This is a genomic window from Roseateles sp. P5_D6 (genome assembly GCF_054049415.1).
On sequence record NZ_JBFUMK010000003.1, the window covers coordinates 122,341 to 137,300 of the forward strand.

Consider the following 14,960-nt stretch of genomic DNA (forward strand, 5'->3'; position numbering starts at 1 on the left):
GGTTGAGCCAGGGAATGCCCTTAGCTTTTCGCGCGGAACTTACGCAGCGCCGCGACCTGGGCCGCCAGCGTGAGCAGCTCGTTCTGGATCGCGGCCTGGTCGAGTTCGCTCTTGGCGTTCTTCAGCGCTTCCTCGGCTTGCTTCTTGGCCTCGATGGCCTTGGCTTCGTCGAGGTCCTTGCCGCGGATGGCGGTGTCGGCCAGCACGGTCACGCGGTTCGGCTGCACTTCGAGAATGCCGCCGGCGACGAAGACGAACTCTTCGGTGCCGTCCGGGCGCTCGATGCGCACGGCGCCTGGCTTGATGCGAGTGATCAGCGGCGTGTGCTTCGGCAGGATGCCGAGCTCGCCACTCTCGCCCGGCAGGGCGACGAACTTGGCCTCGCCGGAGAAGATCAGCTCTTCGGCGGAGACCACGTCGACGTGGAGGGTTGCCATGTCAATCTTCCTTGGCTGAGTTGCAGAGATTCAAAACTTGATCAGTTGGGGACAGAGCAGTCCGAGGGGTACCTCGGCCAGGTCTGTCCCGCAATGCCTTATTGAATCTTCTTGGCCTTCTCAAACGCCTCATCAATCGTGCCGACCATGTAGAACGCCTGCTCCGGCAGGTGGTCGCACTCGCCGGCCACGATCATCTTGAAGCCGCGGATGGTTTCCTTCAGCGGCACGTACTTGCCGGGCGAGCCGGTGAASACTTCGGCSACGTGGAAAGGCTGCGACAGGAARCGCTGGATCTTGCGGGCGCGGGCGACSGMCAGCTTGTCTTCCGGCGACAGTTCGTCCATGCCCAGGATGGCGATGATGTCGCGCAGTTCCTTGTAGCGCTGCAGCACCTGCTGCACGGCACGGGTCGTCGTGTAGTGCTCTTCGCCGACGACGTTGGGGTCGATCTGGCGGCTGGTCGAGTCCAGCGGGTCCACGGCGGGGTAGATGCCCAGCGAAGCGATGTCACGCGACAGCACGACGGTGGCGTCCAAGTGGGCGAAGGTCGTGGCGGGCGACGGGTCGGTCAAGTCATCGGCAGGGACGTAGACGGCCTGGATGGACGTGATCGAGCCGACCTTGGTCGACGTGATGCGCTCTTGCAGGCGGCCCATTTCCTCGGCCAGCGTCGGCTGGTAGCCCACGGCGGAAGGCATGCGGCCCAGCAGTGCGGACACTTCCGTGCCGGCCAGCGTGTAGCGGTAGATGTTGTCCACGAAGAACAGCACGTCCTTGCCTTCGTCGCGGAACGACTCGGCGATGGTCAGGCCGGTCAGTGCCACGCGCAGACGGTTGCCCGGGGGCTCGTTCATCTGGCCGTAGACCATGGCGACCTTGGAGTCTTCCAGCTTGTCCTGGACCACGACGCCGGAGTCCGACATCTCGTGATAGAAGTCGTTGCCCTCACGGGTGCGCTCACCCACGCCGGCAAACACGGACAAGCCGCTGTGCGCCTTGGCGATGTTGTTGATGAGTTCCATCATGTTGACGGTCTTGCCGACGCCGGCGCCACCGAACAGACCCACCTTGCCGCCCTTGGCGAACGGGCAGATCAGGTCAATCACCTTGATGCCGGTTTCCAGCAGGTCCTGCGACGGGCTCAGCTCGTCGTAGGCGGGTGCTGCGCGGTGGATGGAGGCGGTCAGCTCGGAAGAGACCGGGCCACGTTCGTCGATGGGGTTGCCCAGCACGTCCATGATGCGGCCGAGGGTTGCCTTGCCGACCGGCACCTTGATGGTGTCGCCGGTGTTGAAGACTTCGGTGCCGCGGCGCAGGCCGTCGGACGAACCCAGCGCAATGGTGCGGACGACGCCGTCGCCCAGCTGCTGCTGGACTTCCAGCGTCAGGGCCGAGCCTTCCATCTTCAGCGCGTCGTACACCTTGGGCATGCGGTCGCGCGGGAATTCCACGTCGACGACGGCGCCAATGCACTGAACGATCTTGCCGACTGCTGCTTGAGTGTTAGCCATTTTTGCGTTCCTTCAATTCAATTCTTTGCGTGCCGGGTGACTCAACCGACCGCGGCTGCGCCGCTGACGATCTCGGACAACTCTTTGGTGATCGCGGCCTGACGGGTCTTGTTGTAGACCAGCTTCAGCTCACCGATCAGCGTGCCGGCGTTGTCGGTCGCGGCCTTCATGGCCACCATGCGGGCGGACTGCTCGCTGGCCATGTTTTCGGCAACGGCCTGGAAGACCAGGGCTTCCGTGTAGCGCACCAGCAGTTCGTTGATGACGGTGGCGGCGTCCGGCTCGTAGATGTAGTCCCACGAGTGGCCGGCCTTGTCCGTCACCATGTCGTCGGCCTTCAACGGCAGCAGCTGGTGCACCTTCACCTCTTGCTTCATCGTGTTGATGAACTGCGTGTAGCAGAGGTAGACGGCGGACAGCTTGCCTTCGGCGTACTGGTCGAGCAGCACCTTGACCGGGCCGATGAGGGCCTCAATGTGGGGCTGGTCGCCGAGCTGCGTCGCGTGGGCAACGACCTTGGCGCCGATGCGGTTCATGAAGCCCAGGCCCTTGCCGCCGATGGCGACGACCTCGGCCTTCTGGCCCGCGGTTTCCAGTTCCTTGAGCTTGGCCGTGGCCGCGCGCAGCAGGTTGGTGTTGAGACCACCGCACAGGCCCTTGTCCGTCGTGACGACGACCATGCCGACCGCCTTCACGCCCTCGTTCTTGACGAGGAAGGGATGGCGGTACTCGGGATTGGCCTTGGCGAGGCTGGCCGCGATGTTGCCGATCTTCTCGGCGTAGGGGCGAGCCGACCGCATCCGCTCCTGCGCCTTGCGCATCTTGGASGCGGCSACCATYTCCATSGCCTTGGTGATCTTCTTGGTGTTYTCSACCGAYTTGATCTTGCCGCGKATTTCTTTGCTTGAAGCCATTCGAACTCCTAGTCAGTGCAGGGCTAAGTTGAAGCTCAGCCCCACGTGTTCCGTGGCTTAAGCGAAGGACTTCTTGAAAGCCGTGATGGCGGCGTTCAGTTCAGCTTCGGCATCCTTGTCCATCGCCTTGTCGGCTTCCAGCTTGGCAAGCAGGGCGGCGTGGCTGGTCTTCAGGTACTGGTGCAGGCCGTGTTCGAAGGCCAGGACCTTCTTCACTTCGATGCTGTCCATGAAGCCCTTGTTGGCGGCGTACAGCGAGGCGGCCATCAGCGAGATGGACAGCGGCGAGTACTGGGCCTGCTTGAGCAGTTCCGTCACGCGGGCACCGCGGTCCAGCTGCTTGCGGGTGGCTTCGTCCAGGTCGGAAGCGAACTGCGCGAACGCGGCCAGCTCACGGTACTGCGCCAGGTCGGTACGGATACCGCCGGACAGCGACTTGATCAGCTTGGTCTGTGCAGCACCACCGACGCGCGACACCGAGATACCGGCGTTGATGGCGGGGCGGATACCGGCGTTGAACAGGCTGGTTTCCAGGAAGATCTGACCGTCGGTGATCGAGATCACGTTGGTCGGCACGAAGGCGGACACGTCGCCGGCTTGCGTCTCGATGATCGGCAGGGCCGTCAGCGAACCGGTCTTGCCCTTGACTTCACCCTTGGTGAAGGCTTCGACGTAGTCGGCGTTCACGCGGGCGGCGCGCTCCAGCAGGCGGCTGTGCAGATAGAACACGTCGCCGGGGTAGGCTTCGCGGCCCGGCGGGCGGCGCAGCAGCAGCGAGACCTGGCGGTAGGCAACGGCCTGCTTGGACAGATCGTCGTAAATGATCAGCGCGTCCTGGCCGCGGTCGCGGAAGTACTCGCCCATCGTGCAGCCCGAGTAGGCCGACACGTATTGCATCGCGGCCGATTCGGAGGCCGAGGCAGCCACGACGATGGTGTATTCCATCGCGCCGGCTTGCTCCAGCGAGCGCACCACGTTCTTGATCGACGACGCCTTCTGGCCGATGGCGACGTAGACGCAGGTCATGTTCTGACCCTTCTGGTTGATGATCGCGTCGATGGCGACGGCAGTCTTGCCCGTCTGACGGTCACCAATGATCAGTTCGCGCTGGCCGCGGCCGACCGGAACCATCGAGTCGATCGACTTCAGGCCGGTCTGCACCGGCTGGTCCACGCTCTTGCGGGCGATCACGCCCGGGGCGACCTTCTCGATGACGTCGGTCATCTTGGCGTTGATCGGGCCCTTGCCGTCGATCGGCTCGCCCAGCGCGTTGACGACGCGGCCGATCAGCTCGGGGCCGACCGGGACTTCCAGGATGCGGCCCGTGCACTTCACGGTGTCGCCTTCGGAGATGTGCTCGTAGGCACCCAGAATCACGGCGCCGACGGAGTCGCGCTCGAGGTTCAGCGCGAGGCCGAAGGTCTGGCTGCCGTCCTTGGCGACCGGGAATTCGAGCATTTCGCCCTGCATCACGTCGGACAGGCCGTGGACGCGGACGATGCCGTCGGAAACGGACACGACGGTGCCCTGGTTGCGGATGTCCGTGCTGCCACCAAGACCCTCGATGCGGCTCTTGATCAGTTCGGAAATTTCAGCGGGATTCAGTTGCATGCTAGGTCTCCCAGGTGGCCGTTCCTTCGCCGGATCAAGGGCGGGGGTCAGACGCGGGGTAAATCGGAATGTCTTGCGGGTGTCCAGCTGCGGATCAGGCAGTCAGCGCAACTTTCATGCGCTCAAGGCGGGCCTTGACGGAGGTGTCCAGCACCTCGTCGCCGACGACGACGCGAACGCCGCCAATCAGGCCGGGCTCCAGCTGCACATGGGCTTCGAGCTTGCGGCCGAAGCGCTTYTCCAGCGACGCCTTGAGTTCGGCGAGCTGAGCGTCGCTGATCTCGTAGGCGCTGAAGATCTGCGCGTCGGACACGCCCGAAGCGGCGTTGGCCAGCACGTGGTACTGGGCCACGATCTCGGGCAGTGCAGCCAGGCGGCCGTTCTCGACGATGGCGCGCAGGAAGTTCTGCACACCGGCGGCGAGGTCTTGCTTGGCCGCGGCGGCGATGACCGCAACGACTTGCTCAACCTGGGCCTTAGGGTGATCGGCGAACTGGCGCAGATCGGCGTCCTGCGCCACCTGGGCCAGCGCGTCGAGCTGCCGGCCCCAAGAGCTCAGGTCTTGCGACTTGGCGACCTGGAACAGGGCTTCCGCGTAGGGGCGGGCGATGGTGGCGATCTCGGCCATTTACAGCTCCGTCTTCAGGCGAGCCAGCAGCTCGGCGTGAACGCCGGCGTTGACTTCCTTCTGCAGGATCTGCTCGGCGCCCTTGACGGCCAGTGCAGCGACTTGCTCGCGCAGGACTTCGCGAGCGCGGGAAACCTGCTGCTCGGCGTCGGCCTTGGCGGCGGCCAGGATCTTGGCGCCTTCTTCTTCGGCCTTGCCCTTGGCGGCGTCGACGATGGCAGCGGCGCGCTTCTCGGCGTCCGAGATCAGCTTGCCGGATTCAGCCTTGGTCTGAGCCAGTTCCTTGGCGATCTGCGCTTCGGCGCCGGCCAGTTCGGCCTTGGCCTTGTCGGCAGCGGACAGGCCAGCGGCGATCTTCGCGGCACGCTCGTCGAGCGCCTTGATGATCGGCGGCCACACATACTTCATCGTGAACCCGACCAGGATCAGGAACACGATCATCTGAACGATGAGCGATGCGTTAATAAACACCTTGGTGCCTCACAAAGTTTCGAGTGCGGAAACCGCCGGGGCAACCTTGGCCACGGCGGGTCGACAGCATCGAATTACTTGGCGCCAGCAGCCAGCGCAGTAGCGATCTGGCCCAGGAACGGGTTGGCGGTGGCGAACCACAGGGCGATACCCGTGCCGATGATGAAGGCCGCGTCGATCAGGCCGGCCAGCAGGAACATCTTGGTCTGCAGTTCGTTCATCAGCTCAGGCTGACGAGCGGCGGACTCAAGGTACTTGCTGCCCATGATGCCGATGCCGATACAAGCACCGAAGGCGCCCAGACCAATGATCAGACCAGCGGCGAGGGCAACAAAGCTAATGACTTCCACGATGACTCCTTGAGGGGAAAAAAGAGAGAAAGGGTTGAGGGAAAACTGCTTGGAAAAACTGGGGGACGGCTGCTGCGGGATCAGTGCGCGTCGTGGGCCTGGCCGATGTAGACCAGCGTCAGCATCATGAACACGAAGGCCTGCAACGTGATGATCAGGATGTGGAAGATCGCCCACACCGAGCCCGCGATGATGTGGCCGATGGCCAGGCCGATGCCGGTGGCCGACAGGCTCCAGGCGCCGCCCATCAGGGCGATCAGCATGAAGATCAGTTCGCCGGCATACATGTTGCCGAACAGTCGCATGCCGTGGGAGACCGTCTTGGCGACGAACTCGATCAGCTGCATGGCCAGGTTGACTGGGTACAGATAGACCTTGTCGCCGAACGGTGCCGCAACGAGCTCGTGAGCCCAGCCGCCGGCGCCCTTCATCTTGACGTTGTAGATGAGGCAGGTGATCAGCACGCCAAGGGACAGGCCCATGGTCATGGACAGGTCCGCAGTCGGCACGACGCGCAGGTAAGCGTGGTGGTCACCGGTGAGGTTCTGCCAGATCCAGGGGAACAGATCCACCGGGAACAAGTCCATCGCATTCATCAGGAAGATCCAGACGAACACGGTCAGGGCCAGCGGCGCGACGAGCTTGCGGCTGTTGGCGTTGTGGACGATGCCCTTGGCCTGATCGGCAACGATCTCGACCAGGATTTCGACGGCGGCTTGAAAACGGCCCGGGACGCCCGAAGTAGCAGCCTTCGCGGCGCGCCACAGCAAGAAGCTGCCCACCAGACCCAGCAGCACGCTGAAGAAAATGGAGTCGAGGTTGACGACGGAGAAGTCGACGATGCCTTGCTGCTTGCCACTCTGCGCGTGGTTCAAGTGGTGAATGATGTATTCACCAGCGCTCGGGGCTGCTGTTTCGTGGCCTTCTGCTGCCATGTTTCGTTCTGCCTCGTCAGGTCAATCTGCGGCCACGCCACGCGAGCGCCAGCCAGTTCACTTTGATGCACACCGCGAGGGTGACCAGCAGGGCTGGCCAGCTCAGGCCCGGCACCACCTTTGGCGCCAGCACCAGCATCGCGATCGATGCACCGATTTTCAAAAATTCCCAACCCATGAACCCGGCAGCCGCACCGACCGCTGAATCCACGCGCTTTGTCATGCCCCGCGCCAGCAGCATGTTTGGCAGCACCACCGCCGCGACGCCATAGAGCGCCGAAACCATGGCCACACCGGACGCCGTCCACAGCCGGATCACGGCCACGCACAGCAAGCCTGCCACCAGCTGCATCCCCAGCACACGCCAGGGCGACAACATCGGCAACGCCGACTTCAGCGCTGCCGCCTGCTCAGGGCTCAGGGCCTTGACGGGCAGCTCCTCTTTGTCGTCGTCCCAGCCGCCGGCCGTCGAAACGGCGGGGGGCCAGGTCTTTCGGGGGCCGTTCTCGGTCATGGCGCCAGGGTCCTGGGGTGGGCGGCTCAACCCCCAAAACTACCAGGAGCTGATTGCACCGGGATGACGCACGGGCGCCACCCAACAAAGCCAGCCATTATATGTGACGAGTTACACCGGGGTAAATACGCCCCCAGGCCGACACAGGATTCAGGCGCTTGTCAGGGTCGCGGGCAAGCCCGGCACGTCGACGCGCAGTTGCAGCACGGCGCCAGCGAGCGGCTCGCGTTCCAGTTCGTCGGCGGGGCGCTTCTCGCGCGCCGTCGTGATGAAGAGGGTGCGCAAGTCAGCGCCGCCGAAGGTGGGCATGGTCGGGCAGGTCACCGGCAACTCGACACGCTGCACAACTTCGCCGGTCGGCGCAATGCGCAGCAGGCAGCCACCTTCAAACATCGCGGCCCAGTAGTGGCCTTCAGCATCCATCGCTGCACCGTCAGGGCGGCCTCCGTAGGCCTCGCCCGGCGTGCGCGGCTTGAATTCGGCGAAGACGCGCGGGGAAGACAGCGCGCCGGTCGCCACGTCGAAGTCCGCGACGTAGATGCGATGGGCCTTGGTATCGGACCAGTGCATGCGGTGGCCGTCGGGACTCCAGGCCAGACCGTTGGAGGTCGTCAGGCCAGGCACCTGGGATTCAAAGACCTTGCCGTCGAAGCGATACAGCGCCGCCTCGGGCTCGCGCGCATCCGAGATGCTGCCGATCCACAAACGCCCGGCAGGGTCGACCTTGCCGTCGTTGAAGCGCAGCCTTGCAGGGTCGTAGGGTGGCGGGCTGACGAGTTGCTGCGCACCGGTAGTCGTGTCCAGCGCCCACAGGCCGTCGCGCCGCGCGACGAGCAGGCCGCCGCCGGCGCGAGCCGCGATGCAGCCGGGCTCCGCCGCCTGCGGCCACACGTCCGGCGCGTCGACGCCCGCGCGCCAGCGCAGCACCTGACGGCCCGGAATGTCGACCGCATAGAGCTGCAGTTCGGTGGGATGCCAGAGCGGCGATTCGCCAAGCAGGCAGCGGTGCTCGCCGAGGGGCTGGATGTCGTGTTCGAGTGCCATGCCGGCACTCTAGGCGGTTATCCGAAGTAACTCGGCCGGAAGGCGCCGAGCTCGGCCTTCAGATAGTGGGCGCCGGGGATGGGGTTGAAGTAGAACGGCGGCACCTCGGCAAAGCCCAGGCTTTCGTAGAGCCCACGGGCGGCTTCCATGTCATCCAGCGTGTCGAGCAGCATGGACGAGTAGCCGGCCTCGGTGGCGCGGTCCATCAGCGCCTGCGCCAGGATGCGGCCCAGGCCAAAGCGGCGGAAGGCCGGTCGCACGAACAGGCGCTTCATCTCGCAGGCATTCGGGTAGTCGGCGTCGGGCAGGGGCCGGAAGGCGCCGCTGCCGGCTATTGCGCCATCGACCGTTGCCAGCAGCATCAGCCCGCCGGGTGGTGCATAGGCGCCGGGCAACGCGGCGAGTTCCTCTTCGAAACCCTGGAAGTCCAGATCGATGTCGAGGCTGTTGGCGTAGTCGCGCAGGACGAATCGAGCCTCCTGCCAGTCCTCGGGCGATTCAGGCGTGATGAGCTGTATGTCGGGGCCGGCCATAGGCGTCGCAGTTTAGCCAGCGGGATCAGGCTGCAAATCCCAAGACCACGCGGCGGGTCTTGGCGCTCTTCTTTTGGTGATCACTCACGTTCGCTGCGCACACAAGAGTGATCCCCGAAGAAATCAGCTCCGGCCCGAGGCCGACTCGGCAAAGCCGAGAACGACCCTGCGGGTCTTGGCTGATTTCTTCTCGATTTTGGTGACGACGACTTTGCCGATCTCGGCGGTATTGCCGACATGCGTGCCGCCACAAGGCTGCAGATCCACGCCCTGCACCTCCAGCACTCGAATACGCCCCAGCCCGCGTGGCGGCTGCACGCTCATCGAGCGAACGAGCCCTGGGTTTGCGTCCAATTCGTCTTCCGTGATCCAGCGGTGACCCACTGGACGGGCCTCTGCGACCAGCCGATCGAGCCCGGCCTGGATGGCTTCCTTGTCGAAGGGCTCGTCGGTATGGAAGTCCAGCCGCGCATAGCCTTCGGTGATGGAGCAGCCGTCGACCGGATAAGGCAGCAGCGCGCACAGCAGATGCGTCGCTGTATGGAAACGCCGGTGAGCCTGGCGGCGCGCGGCGTCGACCTCGATGCGCACCGCCGTGCCGACGGTGGGCAGCTCACCGTCGATCAGGTGGACGATGGCCTCGGGGTGTTCCTTGCTCTTGCGCGTGTCGGTGACACGCCAGCGCTGCTCGCCCGCGATCAGCCAACCGGTGTCGCCGGCCTGGCCGCCGCCCACCGGATAGCAGACGGTGCGGTCCAGCAGCACGCCGCCTTCGCCGTGAGAGGTGACGACGGCCTCGCAGGCCAGCAGCGTTGCGTCCTCGCGGAACAGGTCTTCGGTCTTCATCAACCAATCACTCCCAGTTCGACCTCGCCGAGCGGGGTGGCAAGGCGAGCCTTCAGGCCATCACGTGTCTCGAAGCCGAGCAGATGCACGCCCTGATCGGGCAGCGTGTCGGTCGGGTGGGCTTCGTCCCATTGGATGAGCACCGGCAACGCCTCGCGGCGCAGGCGGCGACCGTCCTCGCGCAGCGCGATACGCCAGCGCAGTGCGCCGCGTGAGGCGTCGACCGCCTCGCCGGCGTCCACGCCCTCGCCGCGCCAATAGGCCAGCGCCGCGTCCAGGTTGGGGACGCGGGCGACCCAGTGGATGAGCCCCGGCCCCAGCGCCAACCGTTCGCGCAGTGCGGGCTGGTCAAGGTCGAACCAGCGTGGCCGACCTGGCGGTGGCGCCGCGGGGTCGATGGCGATGATTTCCAGATAGCAGCGCGGGTGATTGGGGCCGCTGATCGACACCAGGCGGTTGTGCGTGCCCATCAACGCATGCTTGCCGCCGGGTTGCGGCGTGACGCCGAGCACTCGATCGCACCAGGCGACTCCATCTTCCAGCGTCGCGGCACCTACGACGAGATGGTCGAGTTCCATGCTCACAGCCTCACCTGGCCGTGGATCAGCGGCGTCACGTCGCCGCCAATCCAGGTGCCCTCGCCGTCGCGCTTCACATGCACGCGGCCGGCCCGACCGAGAGCGGCGCCTTGGGCGGCCACATAGCTGTCGCCCGCCAGACCGGACTCCTGCAACCACAACGCCAGGCCGGCGTTGAGGCTGCCGGTGACCGGGTCTTCGGGGATGCCGAGGTCGGGCACAAAGGCGCGCACCTCGAACTGGCATTCACCGCCGGCCGGGTAGGCACCAACGACGCCGAGCTTGAGCCCCTGCATCGCGATGAAGTCCGGTTGCAGCGCCAGCACGCTGGCCGCGTCGCCCAGGCGAGCGGCCATCCAGCCGGGGCCGTTGTCGACCCAGACCAGGTCGAGCAAAGCCTCGGGCGCGATGCGCAGTGCCGCAATCGCCTGCGCGCGCTCTTGCGCACCGACGCCGCCGCTGCGCTTCAACGGCGGCGCGGCAAAGGCCAGGCGGGCGCCGTCGCGCTTCACCCGCACCAGGCCGATGGCGCATTGCTGCACGACCTCGCCGGCCTTCTTCGCATCGCCGCCGCTGGCCAGGAAGGCATGGGCGCTGCCCAGCGTCGGGTGGCCCGCAAAGGGCAGCTCGCCGCCGGGCGTGAAGATGCGCACGCGGTAGTCGGCGCCCGGGTCGGTGGGCGGCAGCAGGAAGGTCGTCTCGGACAGATTGGTCCAGCGCGCGAAGTCGCTCATCTCGTCGTCGGACAGCCCCGCACCGTCGATGACGACAGCCAAGGCATTGCCCTTCAGCGGGACGGCGGTGAACACATCGACCTGGGCAAAGCGGCGCAACTGAGTCATGGCTTGATCACGGCTTGAGATATAGACCGGGGCGGACGATTTCCATGCCGCGCTGCGGCTTGGCCAGTGGCGAGAAGCCGTGGCCGGCGTAGACCGCATGGGCGTCGCGGGTGAAGAGCATGAAGCGACGCAGGCCCTGCAGGTCGGCGTGGGCCAGCAGCGTCTCGATCATCCATTTCGCCAGGCCGTGGCCGCGGTGGGTATCGAGCACATAGACATCGCAGAGATAGGCGAAGGTCGTCCGGTCGGTCACGACGCGGGCAAAGCCGACCTGGCCGACCCCTTCGGCATGCAGCGCGATGCACAGTGAGTTGGCAATCGAGCGCTCGACCAAGGCCAGCGGAATGCCTTCGGACCAATAGGCCCCGACGAGGAAGGCGTGCGCCGCCCGGGCGTCAATGTCCTCGGGCGCAAAGCTGAGCCGGTAGCCATCGCGCTGCATCAGGGCGCGTGCTCCGCAACCGGCTCCAGCGCCTCGTGCAGCAGACGGCCGAGCTTCTCGACGCCATCCCGGATCAGGTCCGGTGTCAGCGTGACGAAGGACAGGCGCAGCGTGCGCGGGTCGGGCTGGTGGGCATAGAAGGCCGCGCCCGGCACATAGGCGATGCCGGCGTCCACGGCCCGGGGCAGCAGGGCCATCGCGTCCAGGCCTTCGGGCAGGCGGATCCAGAAGAACATGCCGCCCTGGGGCGACAGGTAGTCGCAGCCCGGCGGCAGATGCTCGCGCAGAGCCTCGGCCATCGCATCGCGGTTGGCCTTGTAGAGGGCGCGGATGGTGGGGATGTGGCCGTCCAGGAAGCCGTCGCGGATGACCTCGTGGACGACGCGCTGATTGAAGCCCGGCGTGTGCAGGTCGGCGGCCTGCTTGGCCTGCAGCAGCTTCGGGTACAGCTCGGGCGGGGCGATCAGATAGCCGAGGCGAAAGCCCGGCGTCAGCACCTTGGAGAAGGAGCCCAGGTAGAGCGACCCTTCCGGCCATAGGCTGGATAGCGCGGCCGGCGGCGGCTCGTCGAACCAGAGGTCGCCATAAGGATTGTCCTCGACGATGGGCACGCCGGCGCGGCGCGAGGCTTCGACGACTTCCACGCGGCGCTGGGCGCCCATGACGCGGCCGGTCGGGTTCTGGTAGTTGGGCAGCAGATAGCTGAAGCGCGTGCCGGGTGCGTCATGCGGCAGCGCCGCAATGGCCTCGGGGCGCGGGCCCTGGTCGTCGCTGGCGAGACTCGCAAAGATGGGCTCAAACGGCGTGAAGGCCTGCAGCGCACCGAGGTAGGTCGGCGTCTCGACGGCCACCGGCGCACCAGCGTCGCAGAGGATCTTGCCGACCAGGTCCAGCCCCTGCTGGGAGCCGCTGGTGACCAACACCTGGTCGGGCGTCACGGTCATGCCGAGTGTTGCCACCCGCGCCGCCACCCATTCGCGCAGCGGCGCAAAGCCCTCGCTGGCCGCGTATTGCAGGGCCTCGCGCGGGTTCTTGCTCAGCACGCGGTCACAGGCGGCCTTCAGCGCGTCGACCGGAAAGGTGTCCGCGCTCGGCAGGCCGCCGGCCATGGACAGGATGCCGGGCTTCTCGGTGACCTTGAGGATCTCGCGAATGATGGACGGGTTCATCCGCGCGGCGCGGCGCGCTTGGGTCCAGACGGTCGTCATGTCAGCCCCTCGTTCCATGAGTACATGGACCGATCCCCCGAGGGGATGGCGGTCCGGCTAGGGGCGGCCCGGCGCTCGGCCCGCCGGCCGGCAAAGACAGAATGGTGCATGGCAATCACTCGCGGGATTTCAAAGGAGTCAGCCTAGCATCCAGTCGACCGCGGCACGGGCCTGCAAATCGGTGGAGTCGAACAGCGGCAGGGCGGCAGCGCTGTCAGCGGGCAACAGCAGGCCCAGCTCGGTGCAGCCAAGAATGGCGGCCTGTGCGCCGCGGTCGGACAGGGCTGCGACCTGGGCGCGCAGGGCCTCGCGCGAGGCCGGTTCAAAGCGGCCGCGGCACAGTTCCTCGTAGATCAAGCGGTGCACTTCCGTGCGGCCGGCCTCGTCGGGCACGATGACCTCGATGCCGAAGCGTTCCTTCATGCGATCGCGGTAGAAGCCTTGCTCCATCGTGAAGCACGTGGCCAGCAGGCCGGCCCGCTTGACGCCGGCAGCGCGCAGCGCCTCGGCGGTCGCGTCGACGATGTGCAAGACCGGCAGGCCGGCCGCTTGCTCGATCTCGGTGGCGACCAGGTGCATGGTGTTCGTGGCAATCAGCAGCGCCTGCGCGCCGGCGCGCTTCAGGCCGGCGGCGGCTTCGCCCAGCACGCGAGCGGCTTCGGCCCACTGGCCGGCGGACTGCATGGCCGCGATGGGCGCGAAGTCGACGCTGTGCAGCACGAGCTGGGCGCTGTGCAGGCCACCCAGGCGCGCGGCGACGCCGTGGTTGATCAGCGCGTACAAATGCTGGGTCGACTCCCAGCTCATGCCGCCGAGGATGCCAAGTGTCTTCATGCAGCGCCTGCCAGGTTCATGCGCCAGCCCCGTGCCGGCTTTGCCTCGACTCTGCGCTTGGGCGCGGGCTGCAGCAATTGAAAGGCTGCTTCCGGCCAGGCCTCGACAACGACCTCCTGACCAGCAGCCAGCGTCAGGCCCTCACCGGCACGCAGCCAGTGGTCGTCGGTGCCTCCCGAAATGGTCAGCCACAGCCGACCACCCGTCACGACGAGGCGGCGCGGCGTGCGAGCGGCAGCCAGGGTCAGCGCCTGGCCGGGCGCAAGTGGGATGGTGAATCGATCATTCATCACAGGCCTCCTTCAGTGAACCGGTTGCCGTTTGCCCAGCCACACGACCGCGAGCACGGCGGCGGCGAAGACCACGGTCATCGCATCCAGCCGCTCGCCCAGCAAGGGCACTGCGAACAGCATGGACAAAAAGGGTTGCAGCACCTGCACCTGGCTGACGCGCATCGTGCCGCCCAGGGCCAGGCCGCGATACCAGGCAAAGAAGCCGATCCACATCGACACCAGCGATACATAGGCAAAGCCGCCCCAGGCCGAAGCCGCCACCGGCGCCGTCGGCCGCGTCAGCACGGCCAGTGGCACGGTGAAGGGCAAGCTGATGACCAGCACCCAGCAGATCACCTGCTCGGCCGTCAGGGCGCTGGTGAGCCGCGCGCCGCTGACATAACCCGCCGACGCGCAGACCACAGCCCCCAGCAGAAGGCCGTCCGCCATCTCCAGCCCGCCCGCCCCGCGCCAGGCCGCAAAGCCGATCACCAATGCCAGCCCAGCCAACGCACAGATCCAGAACCCCAGGCTCGGCCGCTGGCGCAGCACCAGCGCGGCGATGACGGCCGTGGCCAGTGGCAGCACACCGGACACGACCGAGGCATGCACCGCGTCCACATGGCGGACTGCAAAGCCCAGCAGCAGCGGCCAGCCGAACACGACGCCAGCGGCCGTGAAGGCCAGCAGCTGCCATTCGCCGCCGCGCGGCCGTCGCGCGCCGGTGATCCAGAGATAGGCGATCGACAACAGCCCCGCCGCCACCGCGCGCCCGAAGGCGACAAAGGCCGGGTCGAGCTGGGGCGCCGCAGCGCTGCCGCCGGCCAGCCGCGTCATCGGGATGCTGAGAGCGAACATCAGCACGCCGGCCGCGCCGAGCAGCAGGCCACGTGTCGCATCGGACGTGGTGGTCGTCGAGACCGTGGTGGACGTGGAAAACCCTGACATGAACTCAGTCTGAGGCATGACACCGATACAGAACCAGTA

General features: G+C 66.3%; 19 protein-coding genes. All 19 read right to left on the reverse strand.

Annotated elements, in window-relative coordinates; genetic code table 11:
* Positions 1–20: 20 nt before the first annotated feature.
* Positions 21–437, reverse strand: a complete 417-nt coding sequence (locus tag ACXJKM_RS04645) for a F0F1 ATP synthase subunit epsilon (RefSeq protein ID WP_056205540.1) — start codon at positions 435–437, stop codon at positions 21–23.
* Positions 438–535: 98 nt separating this feature from the next.
* Positions 536–1,951 (reverse strand): F0F1 ATP synthase subunit beta, encoded by a 1,416-nt coding sequence (atpD, locus tag ACXJKM_RS04650; RefSeq protein WP_457350588.1) that lies wholly within the window; start codon positions 1,949–1,951, stop codon positions 536–538.
* A gap of 41 nt (positions 1,952–1,992) precedes the next feature.
* Positions 1,993–2,865, reverse strand: a complete 873-nt coding sequence (gene atpG, locus ACXJKM_RS04655) for a F0F1 ATP synthase subunit gamma (RefSeq protein ID WP_056205545.1) — start codon at positions 2,863–2,865, stop codon at positions 1,993–1,995.
* A 57-nt stretch (positions 2,866–2,922) separates the two neighbouring features.
* Positions 2,923–4,476, reverse strand: a complete 1,554-nt coding sequence (gene atpA / locus ACXJKM_RS04660; protein WP_457322012.1) for a F0F1 ATP synthase subunit alpha — start codon at positions 4,474–4,476, stop codon at positions 2,923–2,925.
* Between the two features lie 94 nt (positions 4,477–4,570).
* Entirely contained in the window at positions 4,571–5,104 is a 534-nt protein-coding gene (locus tag ACXJKM_RS04665; protein WP_056205549.1) for a F0F1 ATP synthase subunit delta, read from the reverse strand.
* Positions 5,105–5,575 (reverse strand): F0F1 ATP synthase subunit B, encoded by a 471-nt coding sequence (locus ACXJKM_RS04670; RefSeq protein ID WP_056205551.1) that lies wholly within the window; start codon positions 5,573–5,575, stop codon positions 5,105–5,107.
* A 74-nt stretch (positions 5,576–5,649) separates the two neighbouring features.
* Complete coding sequence (gene atpE / locus ACXJKM_RS04675) at positions 5,650–5,925, reverse strand: F0F1 ATP synthase subunit C (protein ID WP_056205553.1); 276 nt, start codon at positions 5,923–5,925, stop codon at positions 5,650–5,652.
* 80 nt (positions 5,926–6,005) lie between these two features.
* Entirely contained in the window at positions 6,006–6,860 is an 855-nt protein-coding gene (gene atpB / locus ACXJKM_RS04680) for a F0F1 ATP synthase subunit A (RefSeq protein ID WP_056205556.1), read from the reverse strand.
* Between the two features lie 16 nt (positions 6,861–6,876).
* On the reverse strand, positions 6,877–7,374 hold the full coding sequence (locus ACXJKM_RS04685; protein ID WP_056205558.1) for an ATP synthase subunit I: 498 nt from the start codon (positions 7,372–7,374) through the stop codon (positions 6,877–6,879).
* Between the two features lie 150 nt (positions 7,375–7,524).
* The gene (locus tag ACXJKM_RS04690) at positions 7,525–8,418 is read right to left on the reverse strand and encodes an SMP-30/gluconolactonase/LRE family protein (protein WP_457350591.1); all 894 of its coding nucleotides are present in this window, start codon (positions 8,416–8,418) and stop codon (positions 7,525–7,527) included.
* 17 nt (positions 8,419–8,435) lie between these two features.
* Entirely contained in the window at positions 8,436–8,951 is a 516-nt protein-coding gene (locus tag ACXJKM_RS04695; RefSeq protein ID WP_056205562.1) for a GNAT family N-acetyltransferase, read from the reverse strand.
* A 123-nt stretch (positions 8,952–9,074) separates the two neighbouring features.
* Complete coding sequence (locus ACXJKM_RS04700) at positions 9,075–9,797, reverse strand: alanyl-tRNA editing protein (RefSeq protein WP_457350593.1); 723 nt, start codon at positions 9,795–9,797, stop codon at positions 9,075–9,077.
* Positions 9,797–10,375, reverse strand: coding sequence for a VOC family protein (locus ACXJKM_RS04705; protein ID WP_457350594.1), 579 nt, complete (start codon positions 10,373–10,375; stop codon positions 9,797–9,799). Before ACXJKM_RS04705 ends, ACXJKM_RS04700 begins: the two co-directional genes overlap by 1 nt.
* Before the next feature lie 2 nt (positions 10,376–10,377).
* Positions 10,378–11,217, reverse strand: a complete 840-nt coding sequence (locus tag ACXJKM_RS04710) for a PhzF family phenazine biosynthesis protein (protein ID WP_457350596.1) — start codon at positions 11,215–11,217, stop codon at positions 10,378–10,380.
* Positions 11,218–11,224: 7 nt separating this feature from the next.
* Positions 11,225–11,659, reverse strand: coding sequence for a GNAT family N-acetyltransferase (locus ACXJKM_RS04715; RefSeq protein WP_457350598.1), 435 nt, complete (start codon positions 11,657–11,659; stop codon positions 11,225–11,227).
* A complete protein-coding gene (locus ACXJKM_RS04720; RefSeq protein ID WP_457350600.1) occupies positions 11,659–12,867 on the reverse strand; it encodes an aminotransferase-like domain-containing protein in 1,209 nt (402 codons plus the stop codon). Before ACXJKM_RS04720 ends, ACXJKM_RS04715 begins: the two co-directional genes overlap by 1 nt.
* Positions 12,868–13,005: 138 nt before the next feature.
* Positions 13,006–13,701 (reverse strand): aspartate/glutamate racemase family protein, encoded by a 696-nt coding sequence (locus ACXJKM_RS04725; protein WP_457350602.1) that lies wholly within the window; start codon positions 13,699–13,701, stop codon positions 13,006–13,008.
* Positions 13,698–13,991 (reverse strand): DUF2917 domain-containing protein, encoded by a 294-nt coding sequence (locus ACXJKM_RS04730; RefSeq protein ID WP_056205574.1) that lies wholly within the window; start codon positions 13,989–13,991, stop codon positions 13,698–13,700. The genes ACXJKM_RS04725 and ACXJKM_RS04730 overlap by 4 nt, the downstream gene beginning before the upstream one ends.
* 12 nt (positions 13,992–14,003) lie before the next feature.
* A complete protein-coding gene (locus tag ACXJKM_RS04735) occupies positions 14,004–14,921 on the reverse strand; it encodes a DMT family transporter (RefSeq protein WP_457350604.1) in 918 nt (305 codons plus the stop codon).
* Between the last annotated feature and the right edge of the window lie 39 nt (positions 14,922–14,960).

Coding starts and splice junctions, on each gene's coding strand:
- ACXJKM_RS04715 (WP_457350598.1), bottom strand. CDS start 11,659: ATGCAGCGCGATGGCTACCGGCTCAGCTTTGCGCCCGAGGACATTGAC.
- ACXJKM_RS04695 (WP_056205562.1), bottom strand. CDS start 8,951: ATGGCCGGCCCCGACATACAGCTCATCACGCCTGAATCGCCCGAGGAC.
- ACXJKM_RS04720 (WP_457350600.1), bottom strand. CDS start 12,867: ATGACGACCGTCTGGACCCAAGCGCGCCGCGCCGCGCGGATGAACCCG.
- ACXJKM_RS04685 (WP_056205558.1), bottom strand. CDS start 7,374: ATGACCGAGAACGGCCCCCGAAAGACCTGGCCCCCCGCCGTTTCGACG.
- ACXJKM_RS04730 (WP_056205574.1), bottom strand. CDS start 13,991: ATGAATGATCGATTCACCATCCCACTTGCGCCCGGCCAGGCGCTGACC.
- ACXJKM_RS04725 (WP_457350602.1), bottom strand. CDS start 13,701: ATGAAGACACTTGGCATCCTCGGCGGCATGAGCTGGGAGTCGACCCAG.
- ACXJKM_RS04705 (WP_457350594.1), bottom strand. CDS start 10,375: ATGGAACTCGACCATCTCGTCGTAGGTGCCGCGACGCTGGAAGATGGA.
- ACXJKM_RS04690 (WP_457350591.1), bottom strand. CDS start 8,418: ATGGCACTCGAACACGACATCCAGCCCCTCGGCGAGCACCGCTGCCTG.
- ACXJKM_RS04645 (WP_056205540.1), bottom strand. CDS start 437: ATGGCAACCCTCCACGTCGACGTGGTCTCCGCCGAAGAGCTGATCTTC.
- ACXJKM_RS04700 (WP_457350593.1), bottom strand. CDS start 9,797: ATGAAGACCGAAGACCTGTTCCGCGAGGACGCAACGCTGCTGGCCTGC.
- atpA (WP_457322012.1), bottom strand. CDS start 4,476: ATGCAACTGAATCCCGCTGAAATTTCCGAACTGATCAAGAGCCGCATC.
- ACXJKM_RS04710 (WP_457350596.1), bottom strand. CDS start 11,217: ATGACTCAGTTGCGCCGCTTTGCCCAGGTCGATGTGTTCACCGCCGTC.
- atpB (WP_056205556.1), bottom strand. CDS start 6,860: ATGGCAGCAGAAGGCCACGAAACAGCAGCCCCGAGCGCTGGTGAATAC.
- ACXJKM_RS04735 (WP_457350604.1), bottom strand. CDS start 14,921: ATGTCAGGGTTTTCCACGTCCACCACGGTCTCGACGACCACCACGTCC.